The 16357-nt window shown below is 65.5% G+C and carries 13 protein-coding genes; 6 read left to right on the top strand and 7 right to left on the bottom strand.

Annotation, left to right across the window (positions count from 1 at the left end):
* Window positions 1-46 precede the first annotated feature (46 nt).
* The 5 genes from E4K64_RS03745 (at window position 47) to E4K64_RS03725 (ending at window position 5932) form a co-directional block, all read left to right on the top strand.
* Window positions 47-1288 (top strand): MFS transporter, encoded by a 1242-nt coding sequence (locus tag E4K64_RS03745; protein ID WP_135162230.1) that lies wholly within the window; start codon window positions 47-49, stop codon window positions 1286-1288.
* Window positions 1289-1319: 31 nt separating this feature from the next.
* The gene (locus tag E4K64_RS03740) at window positions 1320-2513 is read left to right on the top strand and encodes a M20/M25/M40 family metallo-hydrolase (protein ID WP_135162229.1); all 1194 of its coding nucleotides are present in this window, start codon (window positions 1320-1322) and stop codon (window positions 2511-2513) included.
* 172 nt (window positions 2514-2685) lie between these two features.
* Window positions 2686-3774 (top strand): mandelate racemase/muconate lactonizing enzyme family protein, encoded by a 1089-nt coding sequence (locus tag E4K64_RS03735; RefSeq protein WP_135162228.1) that lies wholly within the window; start codon window positions 2686-2688, stop codon window positions 3772-3774.
* 187 nt (window positions 3775-3961) lie between these two features.
* Complete coding sequence (locus tag E4K64_RS03730; RefSeq protein WP_135162227.1) at window positions 3962-5110, top strand: amidohydrolase; 1149 nt, start codon at window positions 3962-3964, stop codon at window positions 5108-5110.
* 99 nt (window positions 5111-5209) lie between these two features.
* Window positions 5210-5932, top strand: coding sequence for a DUF72 domain-containing protein (locus tag E4K64_RS03725; protein WP_135162226.1), 723 nt, complete (start codon window positions 5210-5212; stop codon window positions 5930-5932).
* Window positions 5933-5934: 2 nt separating this feature from the next.
* Here E4K64_RS03725 and E4K64_RS03720 read toward each other — a convergent pair whose 3' ends face one another.
* The 6 genes from E4K64_RS03720 to E4K64_RS03695 all read right to left on the bottom strand — a co-directional run bounded on the left by E4K64_RS03720 (window position 5935) and on the right by E4K64_RS03695 (window position 12646).
* Window positions 5935-7122, bottom strand: coding sequence for a CaiB/BaiF CoA transferase family protein (locus tag E4K64_RS03720; protein WP_135162225.1), 1188 nt, complete (start codon window positions 7120-7122; stop codon window positions 5935-5937).
* A gap of 137 nt (window positions 7123-7259) precedes the next feature.
* Window positions 7260-9578 carry a heavy metal translocating P-type ATPase gene (locus E4K64_RS03715; protein WP_430642461.1) on the bottom strand — a complete coding sequence of 773 codons (2319 nt, stop codon included), beginning with the start codon at window positions 9576-9578 and terminating at the stop codon, window positions 7260-7262.
* Window positions 9575-10003 (bottom strand): EF-hand domain-containing protein, encoded by a 429-nt coding sequence (locus E4K64_RS03710; RefSeq protein ID WP_430642460.1) that lies wholly within the window; start codon window positions 10001-10003, stop codon window positions 9575-9577. The genes E4K64_RS03715 and E4K64_RS03710 overlap by 4 nt, the downstream gene beginning before the upstream one ends.
* Window positions 10004-10247: 244 nt before the next feature.
* Complete coding sequence (locus E4K64_RS03705) at window positions 10248-10442, bottom strand: DUF2783 domain-containing protein (RefSeq protein WP_135162223.1); 195 nt, start codon at window positions 10440-10442, stop codon at window positions 10248-10250.
* Window positions 10439-12076 (bottom strand): FAD-dependent oxidoreductase, encoded by a 1638-nt coding sequence (locus E4K64_RS03700; protein WP_135162222.1) that lies wholly within the window; start codon window positions 12074-12076, stop codon window positions 10439-10441. The genes E4K64_RS03705 and E4K64_RS03700 overlap by 4 nt, the downstream gene beginning before the upstream one ends.
* Before the next feature lie 27 nt (window positions 12077-12103).
* Window positions 12104-12646: a VOC family protein gene (locus E4K64_RS03695; protein WP_135162221.1), complete on the bottom strand. Its 543-nt coding sequence runs from the start codon at window positions 12644-12646 to the stop codon at window positions 12104-12106.
* A 125-nt stretch (window positions 12647-12771) separates the two neighbouring features.
* Here E4K64_RS03695 and E4K64_RS03690 point away from each other — a divergent pair, with 125 nt between their 5' ends.
* Window positions 12772-13263, top strand: coding sequence for a MarR family winged helix-turn-helix transcriptional regulator (locus tag E4K64_RS03690; RefSeq protein WP_430642459.1), 492 nt, complete (start codon window positions 12772-12774; stop codon window positions 13261-13263).
* A 226-nt stretch (window positions 13264-13489) separates the two neighbouring features.
* Here the strand turns inward: E4K64_RS03690 and E4K64_RS03685 are convergent, their stop codons facing one another.
* Entirely contained in the window at window positions 13490-16150 is a 2661-nt protein-coding gene (locus E4K64_RS03685) for an autotransporter family protein (RefSeq protein WP_235884533.1), read from the bottom strand.
* Window positions 16151-16357: the final 207 nt, after the last annotated feature.

Here is a 16357-nt window from a genome sequence, read left to right as displayed (position 1 = left end):
GCTGTCATGTAAGCCCGTCCAAAACCATTTCGGGAACGGGACGCCCATGGCCACCACCGACGACGCGGGCAGCGCCACCCGCGTGCTGATCCTTGCACTCGTCGCGCTCGCGTGCGGCCACATGCTCTCGACCTTGCTGCGCACCATTCCGGCCGTCAGCCTCGATCTGATGGCGGCGGATTTCCATCTCGAGCCGCAGGCGCTGGCGAGCCTCACCTCGATCTATCTTTTCGCCTTTGCCGCGGCGCAGATCCCGGTCGGCGCGGCAATGGATCGCTTCGGCGTGCGGCCGGTGTCGCTGAGCCTGCTCGCGGGCACCGTGATCGGCGCGGTCGCGTCGGGATTTGCGACGGGGCCTGCGAGCTTCGCGGTCGGGCAGTTCATGCTGGGGGTCGCCACCTCGGGCATGCTGATGTGCCCGATGACGCTGGCAGCGAAGCAATTGTCTGCGGCGCGGTTCGGGCTGTGGTCGGGCGCGATCCTCTCGATCGGCAATATCGGCATGCTGCTGTCGGCGAGCCCGCTCGCCTTCGTGGTCGACAATTGGGGCTGGCGCGCCGGGTTCTGGATGTCCGCGCTCGGCGGCATCGCGGTCGCGCTCGCCGTGTTCGCCCTGGTTCCGAATCAGCCGGCCGAGCACAAGGACGATTCCTCGCCGCTGTCGCAGATGATCGAGGTGCTCAGGCTCGGCCTCTCGCGTCCCCTGCGCGGGCTGATCGCGCTCGCGCTGGTGTCGCTGGCGACCTTGCTGGTGCTGCGCGGATTGTGGGGCGGGCCGTGGCTGATGCAGGTCAAGGGACTGTCGCGGGTCGAGGCCGGCAACCAGCTCGGCGCCTTCACGCTGGCGATGATCATCGGTCCGCTTCTCATCGGCATGATCGACCGCAGGCTCGGCCGCCGCCGCGATCTGGTGGCGGGCTCGCATATGGCCGGGGCGGTGCTGCTGGCGCTGATGGCGTTGGGCGCGCCGCACTATGCGGTCTCCACGCTGTTCGGCCTACCCGTGATGCCGCCGCAATACGACCTCGTGCTGTTCGTGCTGATCGGGCTTGCGACCTCCGCCCAGCCGCTGCTGTTCGGCATGTCCCGCCAGCTCGTCGATGCGCAAGTGGCGGGCAAGGCGTTGGCGGCGATCAACCTCGCCTTCTTCCTCGGCGCAGCCTTGATGCAGTCGGTGACGGGCGCGGTGGCAGCGCTCGCGGGACTCCCGGCCGTGCTGCTATTCATGGCTGCCATGCTGGCACTCGGCGTGCTGATCTTTTTGACTTACACCTCGCCGCGTTCATAAGGTGCGGGGCCGGTTTGCCAAAGGAAGAATCATGCCCGTCGACACCAAAGCCGCCACCGACCGCCTCATGCGTTTCCTCGCCGTCGAGGGCGTGACCGGACAGGAGGCGGCGATCGGGTGCGAGCTTGCCGCCGCACTGAAGGAAGCCGGCGTGCCGGCGAAGGCGATCCGGCTCGACGACGCCAACACCCGCATTCCCGTGCCGACCGAGACCGGCAACCTCATGGTCGACCTGCCCGGCCGCGGCGCGCTGCACAACCAGCCGCGCATCATGTTCATGACCCACATGGACACCGTGCCGCTCTGCGCCGGTGCCAAGCCGAAGAAATCCGGACGCAAGATCGTCAACGAGGCCAAGACCGCGCTCGGCGGCGACAATCGCTGCGGCTGCGGCGTGCTGGTGACGCTGGCAGCCGAGCTCGAAAAGCAGAAGCTCGATCATCCGCCGATCACGCTGTTGTTCTGCGTACGCGAGGAGAGCGGACTCTACGGCGCGCGCCACGTCAAGCTGGACGAGCTCGGCTCGCCGGTGATGGCCTTCAACTATGACGGCGGCTCCGCCTCCAACGTCGTCATCGGCGCGGTCGGCGCCGACCGCTGGACCGTCGAGATCTTCGGCCGGGCCTCGCATGCCGGCGTCGCGCCGGAGCGCGGCATCTCCTCGACCATGATCATGGCGCTGGCGCTCGCCGACGTGAAGGCGGGTGGCTGGTTCGGCAAGGTGGTGAAGGGCAAGCGGCAAGGCACCAGCAATGTCGGCCCGGTCACCGGCGGCGAGGGCCGCCCCGCGGGCGATGCCACCAACGTCGTCACCGATTACGTCCATGTGCGCGGCGAGAGCCGCAGCCATGACGGCAAATTCTTCAAGGAGATCACCAAGGCCTACAAGGCCGCGTTCGAGAAAGCGGCCAAGAAGGTGACGAATGCGCAGGGCAAGTCCGGCAAGGTCAAGTTCAAGGCCGAGACCGACTATTATCCATTCCGCATGAAGGACAGCCAGCCCGTCATCAAGCGCGCGGTCGAGGCCGTGACCGCGGTCGGCGGAACTCCCAACGTCCGCACCGCCAATGGCGGCCTCGATGCCAACTGGATGGTCCGTCACGGCATTCCGACCGTGACCTTCGGCGCCGGCCAGAACGAGGCACACACGATCGACGAATGGATCAATCTCGACGAATACGACCGCGCCTGTGCGCTGGCGCTGCAACTCGCGACGATGCGGTGACGCAAGGTGCAGGGTGGGTTAGCCCCGCGACTGCGCGAAGCGCAGTTCGCGCGGCGTAACCCACCCTTTCTGCCGCCGCGGAGATTAAAGAGGTGGGTTACGCGAGCGGACTGCGCTTCGCTCAGCCGCTCGCTAACCCACCCTACGAAATAAAAAGAAAAAGGGAGGTCGCATGCCGCTTATCGCAAACATCGAGACCGGACTCTTCCGGATCCCCCTCCCCGTCACGCTGTCCGACTCCACCCATGGCGAGATGGCGGCGTTCGAGCTGATCACCTGCCGCATCCGCGATGCCGACGGCGCCGAAGGCGTCGGCTACACTTACACCGTGGGCCGCAACGGCGGCGCTGTCGCCGACATTCTCAGGCGCGAGATCCCCGCGCTGGTCGAGGGCCGCGAGGCCGACGATACCGAGGCGATCTGGCAGCAGGTCTGGTGGGCGCTGCATTATGGCGGCCGCGGCGGGCCGGTGGTGCTGGCGCTCTCCGCGCTCGATATCGCGCTGTGGGATTTGAAGGCGCGGCGCGCCAAGCTGCCGCTGTATCAATTGCTCGGCGGCTTCGACGCACGGGTGCCGTGCTATGCCGGCGGCATCGACCTCGATCTCTCCGTGGATGAGCTGCTGAAGCAGACCGACGGCAACCTCGCGAAGAGCTTTCGCGCCATCAAGATGAAGGTCGGCCGGCCCGACCTGAAAGCCGACGTCGCCAAGGTCTCCGCGATGCGACAGCATCTTGGCGACGGCTTTCCGCTGATGGCGGATGCCAACATGAAGTGGACGGTGGAGGAGGCGATCCGCGCCGCGCGCGCCTTCGTTCCCTACGATCTCACCTGGCTGGAAGAGCCGACCATCCCCGATGATATCGCCGGGCACGCGCGCATCATGCAAGCCGGCGGCGTACCGATCGCGGCGGGCGAGAATTTGCGCTCGCTGTGGGAGTTCAAGAGCTACATCGCCAGTGGCGCGGTGTCCTATCCCGAGCCCGACGTCACCAATTGCGGCGGCGTTTCCGCCTTCATGAAGATCGCGCGGCTGGCGGAAGCGTTCAACCTGCCCGTCACCAGCCACGGCGCCCACGACATCACCGTGCATCTGCTCGCGGCCTGCCCGAACCGCTCCTATCTGGAGGCGCATGGCTTCGGGCTGGACAAATACATCGAACACCCGCTGGTGCTTGAGGACGGCAAGGCGCTGGCGCCGGACCGGCGCGGGCATGGGATCAGCTTCGACTGGGCGGGCCTGGCGAAGCTGGCGGCGTAGAGCACGCCGTCATGCCCGGGCTTGTCCCGGGCATCCACGTTCTTTATGCCGAGAGGAAGACGTGGATGGCCGGGTCAAGCCCGGCCATGACGATGTGGCTGCACGCGAGCCATTCGCTGGCGCTGGATGCGTCAGCCCGATAATCCGTTATGGTGGCAGTAATCGACACCTTGCGAGAGACACCCGCTTGACACCCGAGCTGCACCAGAAACTGACCAATTGGCGCCGGCACCTTCATGCCCACCCGGAACTCTCGCTCCAGGAAAAAGCCACCGCCGCCTTCGTGCAGGACCGGCTCACCGAGCTCGGCATTCCGTTCGAGGCCGGTATCGGCGGCCACGGCATCGTCGCGACCCTGACGCGCGGCCATGCGCAGAGCCGCGTCGGCTTGCGTGCCGATATGGACGCGCTGCCGATCACCGAGGACACCGGCCTGCCCTATGCGTCCAAGACAGCGGGCGTGATGCATGCCTGCGGCCATGATGGCCACACCGCCTCGCTGCTCGGCGCCGCCGCGCTGCTCGCCACTGATACCAGCTGGAGCGGCACGGTCGATTTCATCTTCCAGCCGGCGGAGGAAGGCTTTGGCGGCTCGCGCGCGATGGTCGCGGCCGGGCTGTTCGACCGCTTTCCGATGCAGCGGGTGTTCGGCTTTCACAATTGGCCGGGCCTTGCCGCCGGCACCATCGCCGTGCATGACGGCGTCGTCATGGCCTCCGGCGGACGCATCACCATCACCATCGAGGGCCATGCGGGCCACGCCGGCATGCCGCATTTGACGCGCGATCCGGTAATGGCGGCCGGCCATCTGATCGTGGCGCTGCAATCGATCGTGGCGCGCGGCGTCGATCCGCTCGACACCGCCGTACTGTCGCTCTGCACCATCGAAGGCGGCACCGCGCCGAACCAGATCGCGGGACGCGTCACCATCCGCGGCACGCTGCGCTACCACCGCGAGGCGGTCAAGGACGTCATCCTCGACGGCATCGAACGCACCTGCGCCGGGATCGCGACAAGCTTCGGCGTCAAGGTCACGCCGGAGATCGTCTGGGGTGTGGGCGTGGTGGTCAACACGCCTGATGAGGCCGACCTCGCGCGCATCGCCGCGGAAAAGGTGCGGGCGCCGGTGCGGCGCGACCTCGCGCCCAGCATGGCCGGCGAGGATTTTGCCCATTACCTCCAGCAGCGGCCGGGTGCCTTCGTCTGGATCGGCAATGGCGAATTGCGCGACGGCGCCGAGCTGCACGGCCCGCGCTACGATTTCAACGACGCGATCCTACCCGTGGCGTCGAGCTGGATGGCCGAGGTGGCCAAGGCGGCGCTGGCGTCGAACTGATCCACGCGCGCCCGCCACGCCGACAGCAACATATCTCGCGCACGAACGTTGCCTCCAGCAAGGCGCGGCCTCCCGCCGCGCCCAAGGGATGCCTGATCGATGGCGCGCGTTCTGATCGGAACTTCGGGCTGGCATTACGATTCCTGGCGCGGTCCGTTCTTTCCCGAGGGCGTGACGCTGAAGCAGCAGCTCAGCTACTACGCCGGACAGTTCGACACCACGGAGCTGAACGGCGTGTTCTACCGCACGCCGACACCCGAAGCGGTGACGGGCTGGCGCGAGCAGACCGGGCGCGACTTCGTCTTCGCCTGGAAGGCATCGAAATTCATCACGCATTGGAAGCGCCTGTCGGAGCGCTCCGTCAACAGCCTCGAGCTGCTGGAAGACCGCATCTCGCGGCTCGGCGGCAAGGCCGGCCCGATCCTGTTCCAGCTGCCGCCGCAATTCGAAGCGAACCCCGATCGCCTTGCATCCTTCTTCAAGCTGCTGTCGCGGAAACGGCGTTACAGCTTCGAATTCCGTCATCCGAGCTGGTATCAGCCGCGCATCCTGCGCATGCTGGCCGACGAGAACATCTCGCTCTGCCTGTCCGACCATCACGATGCGCCGGCGCCCTGGAAGCGCACGGCGGATTTCGTCTATGTGCGCGGGCACGGGCCGAGCGGGCGCTATCACGGGCACTATACCAAGGCCACGCTGGCGCAATGGGCCAAGCGCATCAAGTCCTGGAAACGGCAGGGCTGCGACGTCTATGTCTATTTCGACAATGACCAGAAGAGCGCCGCCCCCGCCGACGCGCTGGCGTTGAAGCAATTGCTGTGACGCTAGACGATGCCGCCTTGTCGAAGCGCCGCGATCTCCGCGGCGTCATAGCCGAGCTCTTTGAGGACGAGATCGGTGTGCTCGCCGAGCGTCGGCGGGCGGCTTGCGATTTCGCCCGGCGTTTCCGAGAGCCGGACCGCGACACGTGTCACCGGTGCCGGCTTCGGCAGGCCTGGATAGTCGACGTCCTGCATGAAGCCGGCCGCACGAATATGCGGATGATCCAGCGCCTGTTGCGGCGAGAGCACCGGGCCGGTCGGAATCATGGCCTGGCCCAGCGTATCAACGGCCTCCTGCGTGGTGCGCTCGGCGCACCAGCGCGCCATCCGCTTGCTGATCACGGCGCCGTTGTTGCCGCGGCTGATGTCGTCGGCAAAGCGCGGATCGTTCAGCCATACGTCCTCCTCGCCCATCAGCCGAGCCCAGCGCTTGAACAGCGGATGGCCGGTGACCTGGCACAGCACCCAGCCGTCTTTGGTGCGGTAGATGTCGGCGGGAGCCGCGGTCTGGCCGAGATTGCCGGTCGGCACGCGATTGACGTTGATGACGGCCTGCTCGATCAGCGTCGCGTTGGTGAAGGACAAAGCGGTTGCGAGCAGCGCGCCCTCCACGATTTGCCCCCGCCCGGACTTGCCGCGCTCGATCAGGGCGGCGAGCGTGCCGAACGCGCAATGCAGCGCGGTGCCGAAATCGACCCAGTTCACCGCGGCGCGGTACGGCGGATCGCCTGCGCCCGTCATGTACACCGATCCCGACATCACCTGCCCGACACCGTCGAAGCCGACGCGGTCGGACCAGGGGCCCGGCCCGCCGAACGCGGTCGCCGTGGTCAGGATGATGTCGGGCTTGATCGCCTTCAGGGACTCGTAGTCGAGCCTCATCGCGCGCAGGGTCTGCGGCGGCAGATTGGCGACGACGACGTCCGCTCGCGCCACCAGGCGGCGCATCACCTCCTGCCCTTCCGGCTTCATCGGGTCGAGCGTGATGCACTTCTTGTTCCGGTTGATTTGGAGAAACAGCGCGCCTTCGCCATTCTCGCCGACCGGCGCCACGAAGCGATCCTCGCTGCCGTCGCGCTTCTCGACGCGAATGACCTCGGCGCCGAATTCGGCCAGCAGCGTCGCGCAATAGGGTCCAGCGATATAGCGCCCGAAATCGAGCACACGCACGCCCTCCAAGACTCCTGCCATCGATCCCTTCCTGTTTCTTGTTGCAGATTACAGGGAAAGGCTACGAGAGCAAGTTGCGAAGCGGAATGCACATGCGACCTTCATCATCGCATCGCGAACAGCTCCTGATGCCCGTCAGCGTGCGGCACGGCGAACGCCTATGCCGCCACGGCCTCGTAGATATCCTCCTCCTGGGCCGTGTGCATGCGCACCAGCGTTTCGATCGCCTCGATCACGCGCTGAGCGTCTCGAACAAGGTAGCGGTCGATCTTCTCCGACGGCAGATCCTCCGCAATCCGGGCCAGTAGCCGCGCGAGATGCAGTATCTCGCGATGTGCACGGCTCATGGCAGAGAGCCCGTGGCGATCGCGCAGCACCTCCGTGAGCTTCGGATAGACGCTGTCCTCATCCTCGCGTTCGTGCAGCACGACGCTGCCCTGGACCAGGCGGAGGGCCTCGCCGATCAAGGCAGCGACGGATTCGGGGGCCGCATCGTCCAGGGCATCGACGATCTGGCGCAAGCGGTCGAGATCCCTGAGCAGGGCCTGATGATCGTGATGCAATGTCAGCCCCTGCTCCGCGCTGAGGCGCGGACCAGTCCTGACCAGGGGCGGATTGAGCGCGCGCAGCGCGTTCAGAATGACGGCGACATCGATCACCTCCTGGACGATCGCGGCGGGGACGGGATCGAGCCAGCCAAGGCTGGCAGCGACCATTGCCGCCAGCGACAATCCCATTCCGACGAAGATGCTCTGAAGGGCGATGCGCCGCGACCGCTGCGCGATGATGATCGCTTCGCCAACCCGGTCCAGCCGATCCGTGAGAATCACCACGTCTGCCGCCTCGGAGCAGGCGCTTGCACCGCGTGCGCCGAGCGCGATCCCGGTGTCGGCCACGGCCAGCGCCGGGGCGTCATTGATGCCGTCGCCGACCATGATGGTCGGATGCAGCCGCTGTTCGCTACGCACCGCCTCGACCTTGTCTGAGGGAACGCGATCGGCCAGCACGGCATCGAGGTCGAGCGCGGCCCCGATCGCCTGCGCCGCGGCGGCGCGATCACCCGTGACCATCACCATGCGCACGATGCCGGCATCGCGCAGCAGCCTGATCGCTCGTGGTGTATCGGCTCGCAATTCGTCGGCCAGCAGCAACGCGCCGATGGGACGGCCGTCCACCGCGACGAAGACGATCAGCGCCGAGCGCCACGAGGCACGACGAATTGCCCGCAACTCCCATGGCGAGAGCTCGGCCCGCGAGAGCAGCATCTCTCGCGAGCCCGCCATAACCTGGCGTCCGTCGATCTGGCCGCTAAGGCCGGAACCCATGGTCTCCTTGACATGATCGGGCGACTTCAGCTTGAGCCCTCGGGCGAGGGCCGCAGCGACGACGGCCTTCGCAAGCACGTGATGCGAAGCTTGCTCGAGCGACGCCCCGAGCGCGAGCACCTCATCCGGATTCTCGCCCGGCGCAACTTCCACGGACAATAGCCGCGCTCCGCCGACGGTCAGAGTCCCGGTCTTGTCGAATAGCACCGTGTGCGCACGGGCCAACGCCTCCAGCGCCCTCCCGCCCTTGACCAGGATGCCGCGGCGGGCCGCTTGCGCCACCCCGGCGATAAAGGCCACGGGTGCGGCCAGAATCAAGGGGCAAGGCGTCGCCGCCACCAGCACGGCAAGGCTGCGGGTCACGTCGCCGGAGACGTACCATGCCACAAAGGCGATGACGAGTGTCACCGGCAGGAAGATCAGCGCATACCGATCGGCCAACCGCACAAAGGGCGCTCTCGCCGTTTGCGCCGCAGTCACCATGCGCACGATGCCCGCGTAGGTACTCTCGCTGGCCGGCGCGGTCACGTGCAGTTGGAAGGTCTCACCCGCATTCAGAGAGCCGGAGAGAACGGCGCTTCCGCGCGTCTTCTCCACCGGAATCGGCTCGCCCGTAACCGCGGACTCGTCGATCGTGGCAAAAGCCGACGCAACGACACCGTCGACCGGCACGATCTCGCCGGCCTGCACCAGAAGCTCTTCGCCGACCGCGACGTCCTCGATCGGAACATCCTCGATCCGGTCACAGGATTTGCGATGGACCTGCCGCGGCGCCCGATCAACCAGGGATCGCAGATCATGCTCCGCCCGTGCGATCGCGATCTCCTCCAGCACGTTGCCACCGGAGTACATCAGCGCGACGACAGCCCCTGCGAGCGGCTGCCCGAGCGCTAACGCCGCACTCATCGAGAGCAGAGCGATCGCGTCCACTCCGACGCGGCCTCTCAGCAGATCCTGGATGATCGAGACCGCCAATCCTGCAATCACGGGCGCCGTGCCGAGCGACCACGCGACCTCGGCCAGATCAGACCGGCCCGCGGCTCGCGCGAGAATGCCGGCAGTCAACCCCGCGATTGCGATCGCAACCAGAGCCCATCGCAGGACCCGATCAAACGACACGGCCTGGCGCGCCTGCCCTTCGGTTCGGCTCACTGCTGTGGCGCGACGTGGCTCTTGCTCCTGTGCATGAACGCCATCATCTCCTCAAACGTGAGCTTTCCGTCCTTGTCGCGATCCATTGCCTTGAAAATTCGCTCGTGAGCGACCTGAAACTCCGGCAACGAGACGTTCCCGTCGCCATCGGCATCCATCAGCGCGAAGATGATGCGGAAGACGACCGGCGACTGCACGGCATCGCCGCCTGTCGCGCCATGCCCCTTCATTCCTTGGCCCATCATTCCGCGCCCCATCATTCCCATCATATCTCCGCCGCGCGTCGGGCCTTGCCGCTCGGCGGACGGGTTTGCAGGGGAACTCGACTGCGGCGACGCCGGCGCCTGGTCCTGTCCTGGATGATGGCCCTGATGGTCCGCGGGCGATTGAGCCAGAGCTGGCTGGCCCAGGATGGCGAACAGCAACGCTGCGGCAACGGTTCGGCCTACCATGGGACTTCCTCCGACCTTGGTGTGGCCTGAGAGGATGGCGAACTTCGCCGAGTTCACCTTGAGCCAAGTCAAGAAGAGCGGCTCGTGCTCCGGCTTGCCCCCGTGGCTTTTCGACGCGAGCGACCTCGGCGCCGCATTCAGCTGGCGAGATCGCGCGACAGGAACCCGGCGCCGCCTGCGGCTTCGTACGAGCCTCGATGAGACCGGTGTCCGCGACCTAACCGCCGCCCCGGCGGGCGCAGCCGATCGCCTCGGTCAGCACCTTGCGGTCGCCGATGTGATTGGCGAGCAACAGGATCAGCCGGGCGTTCATGCGCAGCGCCTGCTCCTCGTCGAGGTCACGCTGACTGTTGATCAGCTCGGCGTAGAAATCGTCGCGATCGGTGATGTTCGGTGACAGATTGAGCATCATGCCGCAAGCTCCGTCCGGTCGGCGGTGTCGTGGCCGGCGGCGCGCAGCACCGCCTGTGTGATCTTGGCCTCGTCGAAGCCACTCCAGCGCGCGGCGACATATTGGTCGGGACGGAACAAATAGGTGGTCCCGGGCGCAGCGCCGTAGCGCTCGGCAAGAAGACCCGTGGGATCCTCGATATCGCAGCCGACGAGAATGAGCTTCGCCGTGAACGGCCCGACCGCGATCTCGGTCTTGTCGCTCACCTTGCCGAAGGCCACGACCGTGAAGCCGTCGCCGAGACAATGCAGGAACCAGGCCGGCTTGCCGTCCACCGCAATCGGCGCATCCGCCGCATTCGTGCCGGGCCGCATGCCTCCCGGCACCGCGTCCTGGTCGGGCGTGTTGAGCGCCGACGTCAGGTAAGGGGTCGGGGTCGAGAGCCGGCCGCTGTTGACCAGCGGTCGGGCAAAGCCGTGATGCCGGGCGAGCTCCAGCACCGCGTCACGGAAATAGCGGCTCGGTCTGGTCTTCGGGGTGATGAAGTCGGTGGCCCGCGTCGAGTTCAGGATGTTGTCGTCCGCGGCATAGGCACGCTCCTCGTGATAGCTGTCGAGCAGCGCTTCCGACGCCTCGCCGCGCAGCACCATCGCGAGCTTCCAGGCGAGATTGTCGATGTCCTGCACGCCGGTATTGGCGCCGCGCGCGCCGAACGGCGAGACCTGATGCGCCGCGTCGCCGGCGAACAGCACCCTACCTTGCCGGAAATTGTCGATGCGCCGGCAGGCGAACTGATAGATCGAAACCCATTCGAGCGCGAATTCGGTGTCCTCGCCGAGCATGGCGCGGATGCGCGGGATCACCCGCTCGGGCCTCTTTTCCTCATCGGGATTGGCCTCCCAGCCGAGCTGGAAGTCGATGCGCCAGATATTGTCCGCCTGCCGGTGCAGCAGCACGGACTGGCCGGGGTGGAACGGCGGGTCGAACCAGAACCAGCGCTCGGTCGGGAAATCCGCCTTCATGGCGACGTCGGCGATCAGGAAGCGGTCCTGGAAGAACTGTCCGGTGAACTCGGCACCCACCATCTTGCGCACGTCGGAATTGGCGCCGTCACAGGCGATCACCCATTGCGCTTCCATGGTGAAGATGCCGTCGGGCGTTTCCACCGCCAAGGTCGCATGGTCGGCGGCCTGCTTGAGGCTGATGAGACGGTGCTTCCAGCGCAGCTCGATCAGCGGATTGGCCCTGCATTGGGCAACCAGCATCTCCTCCAGATGATATTGCTGCAGGTTGATCATGGCCGGCCATTGGTGGTCGGCCTCCGGCAGCAGATCGAACTGGTAGGACAGCTCGTCCCGGAAGAACACCTTCCCGACGTTCCAGCTGACGCCGCGCCCGACCATGGGCGCCGCGCAACCGAGGCGGTTCCATATTTCGAGCGGACGCTTGGCGTAGCAGACTGCGCGCGAGCCGATCGAGACGGTGTCGTTGTCGTCGAGCACCACGACCGGCTGGCCGCGTGCCGCGCAATCAAGCGCCGCGGTCAAGCCGATGGGACCTGCGCCGATCACTACGATCGGATGCCGCTTCACAATTCCCTCGGCCTGCTCCTGGCAGCGCCGATAACCGAACTTCGGATAGATGTAGCTCGTCATGTTCGCTTCCTGATGCACGGCCAAGGATCAATGCGCGTCCGCGAATTCCTTCTCGTGCATCCAGGCGGTGTGGCGCGGCGGACGCTTGGTGCGCGACCATTCCTCGACCATCTCGTGGGCGACCGACTTCATGCGATCGATCTGCTCGGGTGTCGCGGTCCAGGCCGCGATCTCCAGGCGATGACCGCTGGGGTCGCGGAAATAGATCGACTTGAAGATGGTGTGGTCGGTGACGCCGACGACGTCGAGGCCGGCGGCCTCTGCGCGCGCCTTGGCCTCATCGAGCTCGGCGAGATCCTTGACCTGAAAGGCGATGTGCTGGGTCCAGTCCGGCGTGTTGGGATCGCGTCCCATCGGCGGCGAGTTCGGCAGCTCGAAGAAGGCGAGGATGTTGCCGTTCCCGGCATCGAGGAAGATGTGCATGTAGGGATCCGGCGCCTTGGTCGACGGCACCCGGTCCTCGGCAATGGCGCCGAGAAGATCCATGTTCATGACCTTCTTGTAGAACTCGACGGTGGCCTTGGCGTCGACGCAGCGATAGGCGACGTGATGGATCTTCTCGATTTTCATGATGTCTCGCTCCCTGGATTTGCCGTTGCGCAATTGGTATCAGATGTTACTATTACCTGGATTTGATCTGGATCAACCGGCTCGGAAGAATCCGCCAGGTGGACCTACGGCGCGGACATGGTGTGATGGGACGTTCGGGGGAGGCGCGAGACCGGGAAGCGACTGAGCGCATGACGGCGCAGGATGGTGGCGAGCTCGACTTGCAGCAATATTTTCCGTACCGGCTGGCGCGGCTCGCCGAACAGGTGTCGCTGGCGGTTGCCGAGGTCTATTCCGAACGCTTTGCGCTGACGCGGCAGGAATGGCGCGTGCTTGCGATCCTCGGCGTACGCCCGCAAATCGCGACCAAGGAGATCGGTCCGCTGACGACGCTCGACAAGATGCAGGTCAGCCGCGCCGTCCAGGGACTTCAGTCGCGCGGCATCGCGAGTCGCAAGCATCATCCAGACGATCGGCGCGAGCTGATCGTCGCGCTGACCCCGGCCGGCCGCGCGCTCTATCGCAAGATCGTGCCTTTCGCGCTGGCGCGGGAGACCGAGCTGCTCGGCGTGCTGACCGCCGAGGAGGTGAAGGTGCTCGACCGGGTGATGCACAAGCTCTCGGCCGCGTTGAGCTAGGCCGTGTACTCATTACGCGGCTGGCCGCGCAATGCCTCTAACGGCGGCGGAAAAGCGGACATCTCCAGACGTCGCTGAAGGGCAAAACCGAGAAGTCGGAGCTCGGCCGGCGGGTCAACTTTTCGCTACTCCAGACAGACCGCTGCATCGGACCAAACGACGCTATGGGGCCTATTTCGGACTTGGACGTCAGGGCTAAGAACGCGAAGCGCGCAGAGGCCAATATTCACCAGGTGACGCGGAAGCCGCCGGTGCCTTTGTAGCTGTGGTTCTCGCCAACGCTTTCGAGGCTCGTACGATAGGTGATTTCGCCGAACACGGCATAGCGACCGTTGGCCCAGCTATAGCTACCTCCACCGCCGATATTGCCCCACAAGCGGTCGCTGGCACTCGCGAAGCCGGTGCCGGCGACGTCAATCCTGGTGCCATTGAGGAACTCGTATTGCAGATTGCCGATCGCATAGACGTCGGAGCGGATAATGCCCGAGCCGTCGTTCCAGACATTTTGATGATTGAGCGACAGCCCGACGCGGCCGAGCAGGCTCTCGGCATCCTGCATTGAGACCAGCGCGCCGAAGCGATCGGCGAAGGCATCGAACCCGACTTTTGCATACGAAAGCTGCGCCTGCGGGGTCAGCGAAAAGCCGTTGCCGACCGAAATCCGCTTGCCGGTCTCGACGCTGAACGTGTAGCCGAAGCCTTCATTGCCATGAGTCATGCTGCCAACAAGCGCCGATGAGAGGTCGCTGCGGTAGAACATGGTCTGGGCCTGGCCATCGACATAGAAGCCGTCATGGCCATACCAGGTCGCAGTCGCTCCCACCCCCGTCCCCTCGGCACGGATGCGGCCGTTGCCGAAGAACGAATTGATACTGGCCGTCGTCAGGCCATATTGCGCGGTGAGTCCTAAGATCAACCGGCCGCGGTCGTTGTCGAGCGCAACGCCGTCGAGACCCACTTGGGCCTTCATCTCGTCGGCATTGTAGGTCGAACCCGTGGTGTTCGAAGGCCGCAACTCGACCTGACCGCCCTCAACGCGGCCCCAGAATGCAGATTGCGTCCACGAATTATCCGCCGTCGGCGCCGTGTTGATGCCAGCGCGCGCCATCGCCTCGCTGCCGTTCCAATAGCGGTTGCCGACGCGTTGCTGCAAGCTCGGCGCCTGGCTCATGCCGAGCAGCACCTGCCCATAGTTCTCGTAGAGGGGAACGCCGGGCTGGTAGAGCGGTCCGGCAGGTGGCGACGTCGGCGAATTAATGAGACTTGAACGCAAATACCAGTCGCCATCCGTCGGCGTGCCGAGGCCGTTCTTCTGCAGCGTATAGGCGTAGGCACCGCCAACGACGGCCTGCTGGCCTTGCAGCACGTAATCGCCCTGCAAGACGAAACTCCCATTCGAGGCACCGGCGACGTCGATCACCTTGATGCCTTCGACCGTCTGCGCGCCAGCGCCGCCCACATTGGTGATTCGCAGCGTGGAGGAGCCAGACGTGTTTCCCTGCACCACCAGGCGATCCGTGGCCGAGTTGTCGCCGCCGAGCGCAGTGTTGAGGAGAAGCGTGCCGCCGTTGCCGACATAGTTCCCGGTCACCGTCAGTGTAGTCCCCGGCGCGCTGCCGAACCGCAAGGTGCCGGCGTTATCAAGCGAGGCCACCGTCTGATTGAAGCCGTTCAGGTCTAATGTCGTGCCAGCGTTTGCGACGGTGGCGGAACCGGCACTGAAAGCGCCCGCAGCGCCGGCTCGTAGCGTGCCCCCGCTCAACGTGGTCGCGCCGGTGTAGGTGTTGCCCCCCGCCAGCGTCTGCGTGCCGCTCGCGAGCGTCAGTCCGCCGCTGCCGTTGATGGCTCCGGCGAACGTATCGTTCGCATTGGTGACGATCAGGTCTTTGGCGCCCAGGTTGACGGTGCCGGTGCCGGCCAGACTCTGAATATGCGAGCCGGCACCTATTATCGCCGAAATATCGAATGTTGCGTTCGCGACCACGCGGCTCGAGTTGGCGAGGGCATCAGTGGCAGAGCCGGCAGGGCCCGCCAGCGCAAGCGTGCCCTGCTGGATCACCGTTTCGCCGGTATACGTACTGGCGGCGCCCAGCGTGAAGGTCCCGGCGCCGATCTTGGTCAAGCCACCGACGCCGCTGAATCCAAGCGTTTTGACGTTGAACCCATTGGTATCGAACGTCAGTCCGCCGGCGGCAATATTGATCTGGTTGATGCTTCCACCAAAAAAAGCGGCGCTGTTGGCCAATGCCCGGACAGTGGCGTTATCAAAGTTCATCTGCCGCGCTCCGGCGCCCGCAACCAGACCGGTTGTCTCCAGGACGCCACCGCCGCTGATGTTGAGCGTGCCGAAACCTGCGGCAAGGTTTCCGAGCCTCATCCCGTTCTGGGCGACGACGGTCGCTCCGTCCGCAATGTTGAGTGTGCCGTTGCCGGCATTGCCGATGATGAACGTCGTACTGGATACGATCCACCGCGATCCGGCGCCGGTCACCGTCACGATGCCGGTGCCTGCCGTGCCCGAACCGACCGAAGACAGGGTGCCGCCGCTCGTCAGCGTGCTGCCGTTCTGAATTGTGAGGCTGCCGGACGTTGCAGATGACTGAGCGACGCCGAAGCTGCCCACCGCAGCCGACGCAGCACCGCTAACGCCGAGGATGGTCGGATTGGGGGACACTGTATTGATGCCGGCCGCGGCACCGGCACTGGGCAGAATTCCGCCTGTCCAGTTGGCTGCCACGGTCCAGTCGGAACTCGTGCTGCCGTTCCAGCCCTGCGCTGCCACAGATCGCGGCAGCAGCGCCGATAGCATGGCCACCGAGACGCTCATCAGCAGCAGACGGTAAAGTCCAATGGGCTTAGGCGATCGACGAGTTTCACGCGGACTCATTCTCTTCATCTGGTCCGATTGAGTTCGAACCAGCACAGCCCCAATGCATTCGCGCATCGTACCTCAGCCTCTCGACGATTGCCGCTCCACAAGCCGGAGACCGCGGTTCCACGCGGATTGCGAAGTGTTATCGATTGTTACGGTAGATGACGCAGGTGAGCTCGACAACGACGGAGCGCGCTATTCGAAGCAAAAACACGCATTGTG

It is taken from the genome of Bradyrhizobium frederickii (assembly GCF_004570865.1).
GTDB lineage: Bacteria > Pseudomonadota > Alphaproteobacteria > Rhizobiales > Xanthobacteraceae > Bradyrhizobium > Bradyrhizobium frederickii.
Note: the sequence above shows the minus strand (reverse complement) of the source record. Positions and strands in the feature narration are given on the sequence as shown.

Bases quoted from the DNA above. Each gene is read 5' to 3' on its own strand.
- E4K64_RS03745 (WP_135162230.1), top strand. From the start codon at position 47: ATGGCCACCACCGACGACGCGGGCAGCGCCACCCGCGTGCTGATCCTT.
- E4K64_RS03740 (WP_135162229.1), top strand. From the start codon at position 1,320: ATGCCCGTCGACACCAAAGCCGCCACCGACCGCCTCATGCGTTTCCTC.
- E4K64_RS03735 (WP_135162228.1), top strand. From the start codon at position 2,686: ATGCCGCTTATCGCAAACATCGAGACCGGACTCTTCCGGATCCCCCTC.
- E4K64_RS03725 (WP_135162226.1), top strand. From the start codon at position 5,210: ATGGCGCGCGTTCTGATCGGAACTTCGGGCTGGCATTACGATTCCTGG.
- E4K64_RS03720 (WP_135162225.1), bottom strand. From the start codon at position 7,122: ATGGCAGGAGTCTTGGAGGGCGTGCGTGTGCTCGATTTCGGGCGCTAT.
- E4K64_RS03705 (WP_135162223.1), bottom strand. From the start codon at position 10,442: ATGATGCTCAATCTGTCACCGAACATCACCGATCGCGACGATTTCTAC.
- E4K64_RS03700 (WP_135162222.1), bottom strand. From the start codon at position 12,076: ATGACGAGCTACATCTATCCGAAGTTCGGTTATCGGCGCTGCCAGGAG.
- E4K64_RS03695 (WP_135162221.1), bottom strand. From the start codon at position 12,646: ATGAAAATCGAGAAGATCCATCACGTCGCCTATCGCTGCGTCGACGCC.
- E4K64_RS03690 (WP_430642459.1), top strand. From the start codon at position 12,772: ATGGGACGTTCGGGGGAGGCGCGAGACCGGGAAGCGACTGAGCGCATG.
- E4K64_RS03685 (WP_235884533.1), bottom strand. From the start codon at position 16,150: ATGAGTCCGCGTGAAACTCGTCGATCGCCTAAGCCCATTGGACTTTAC.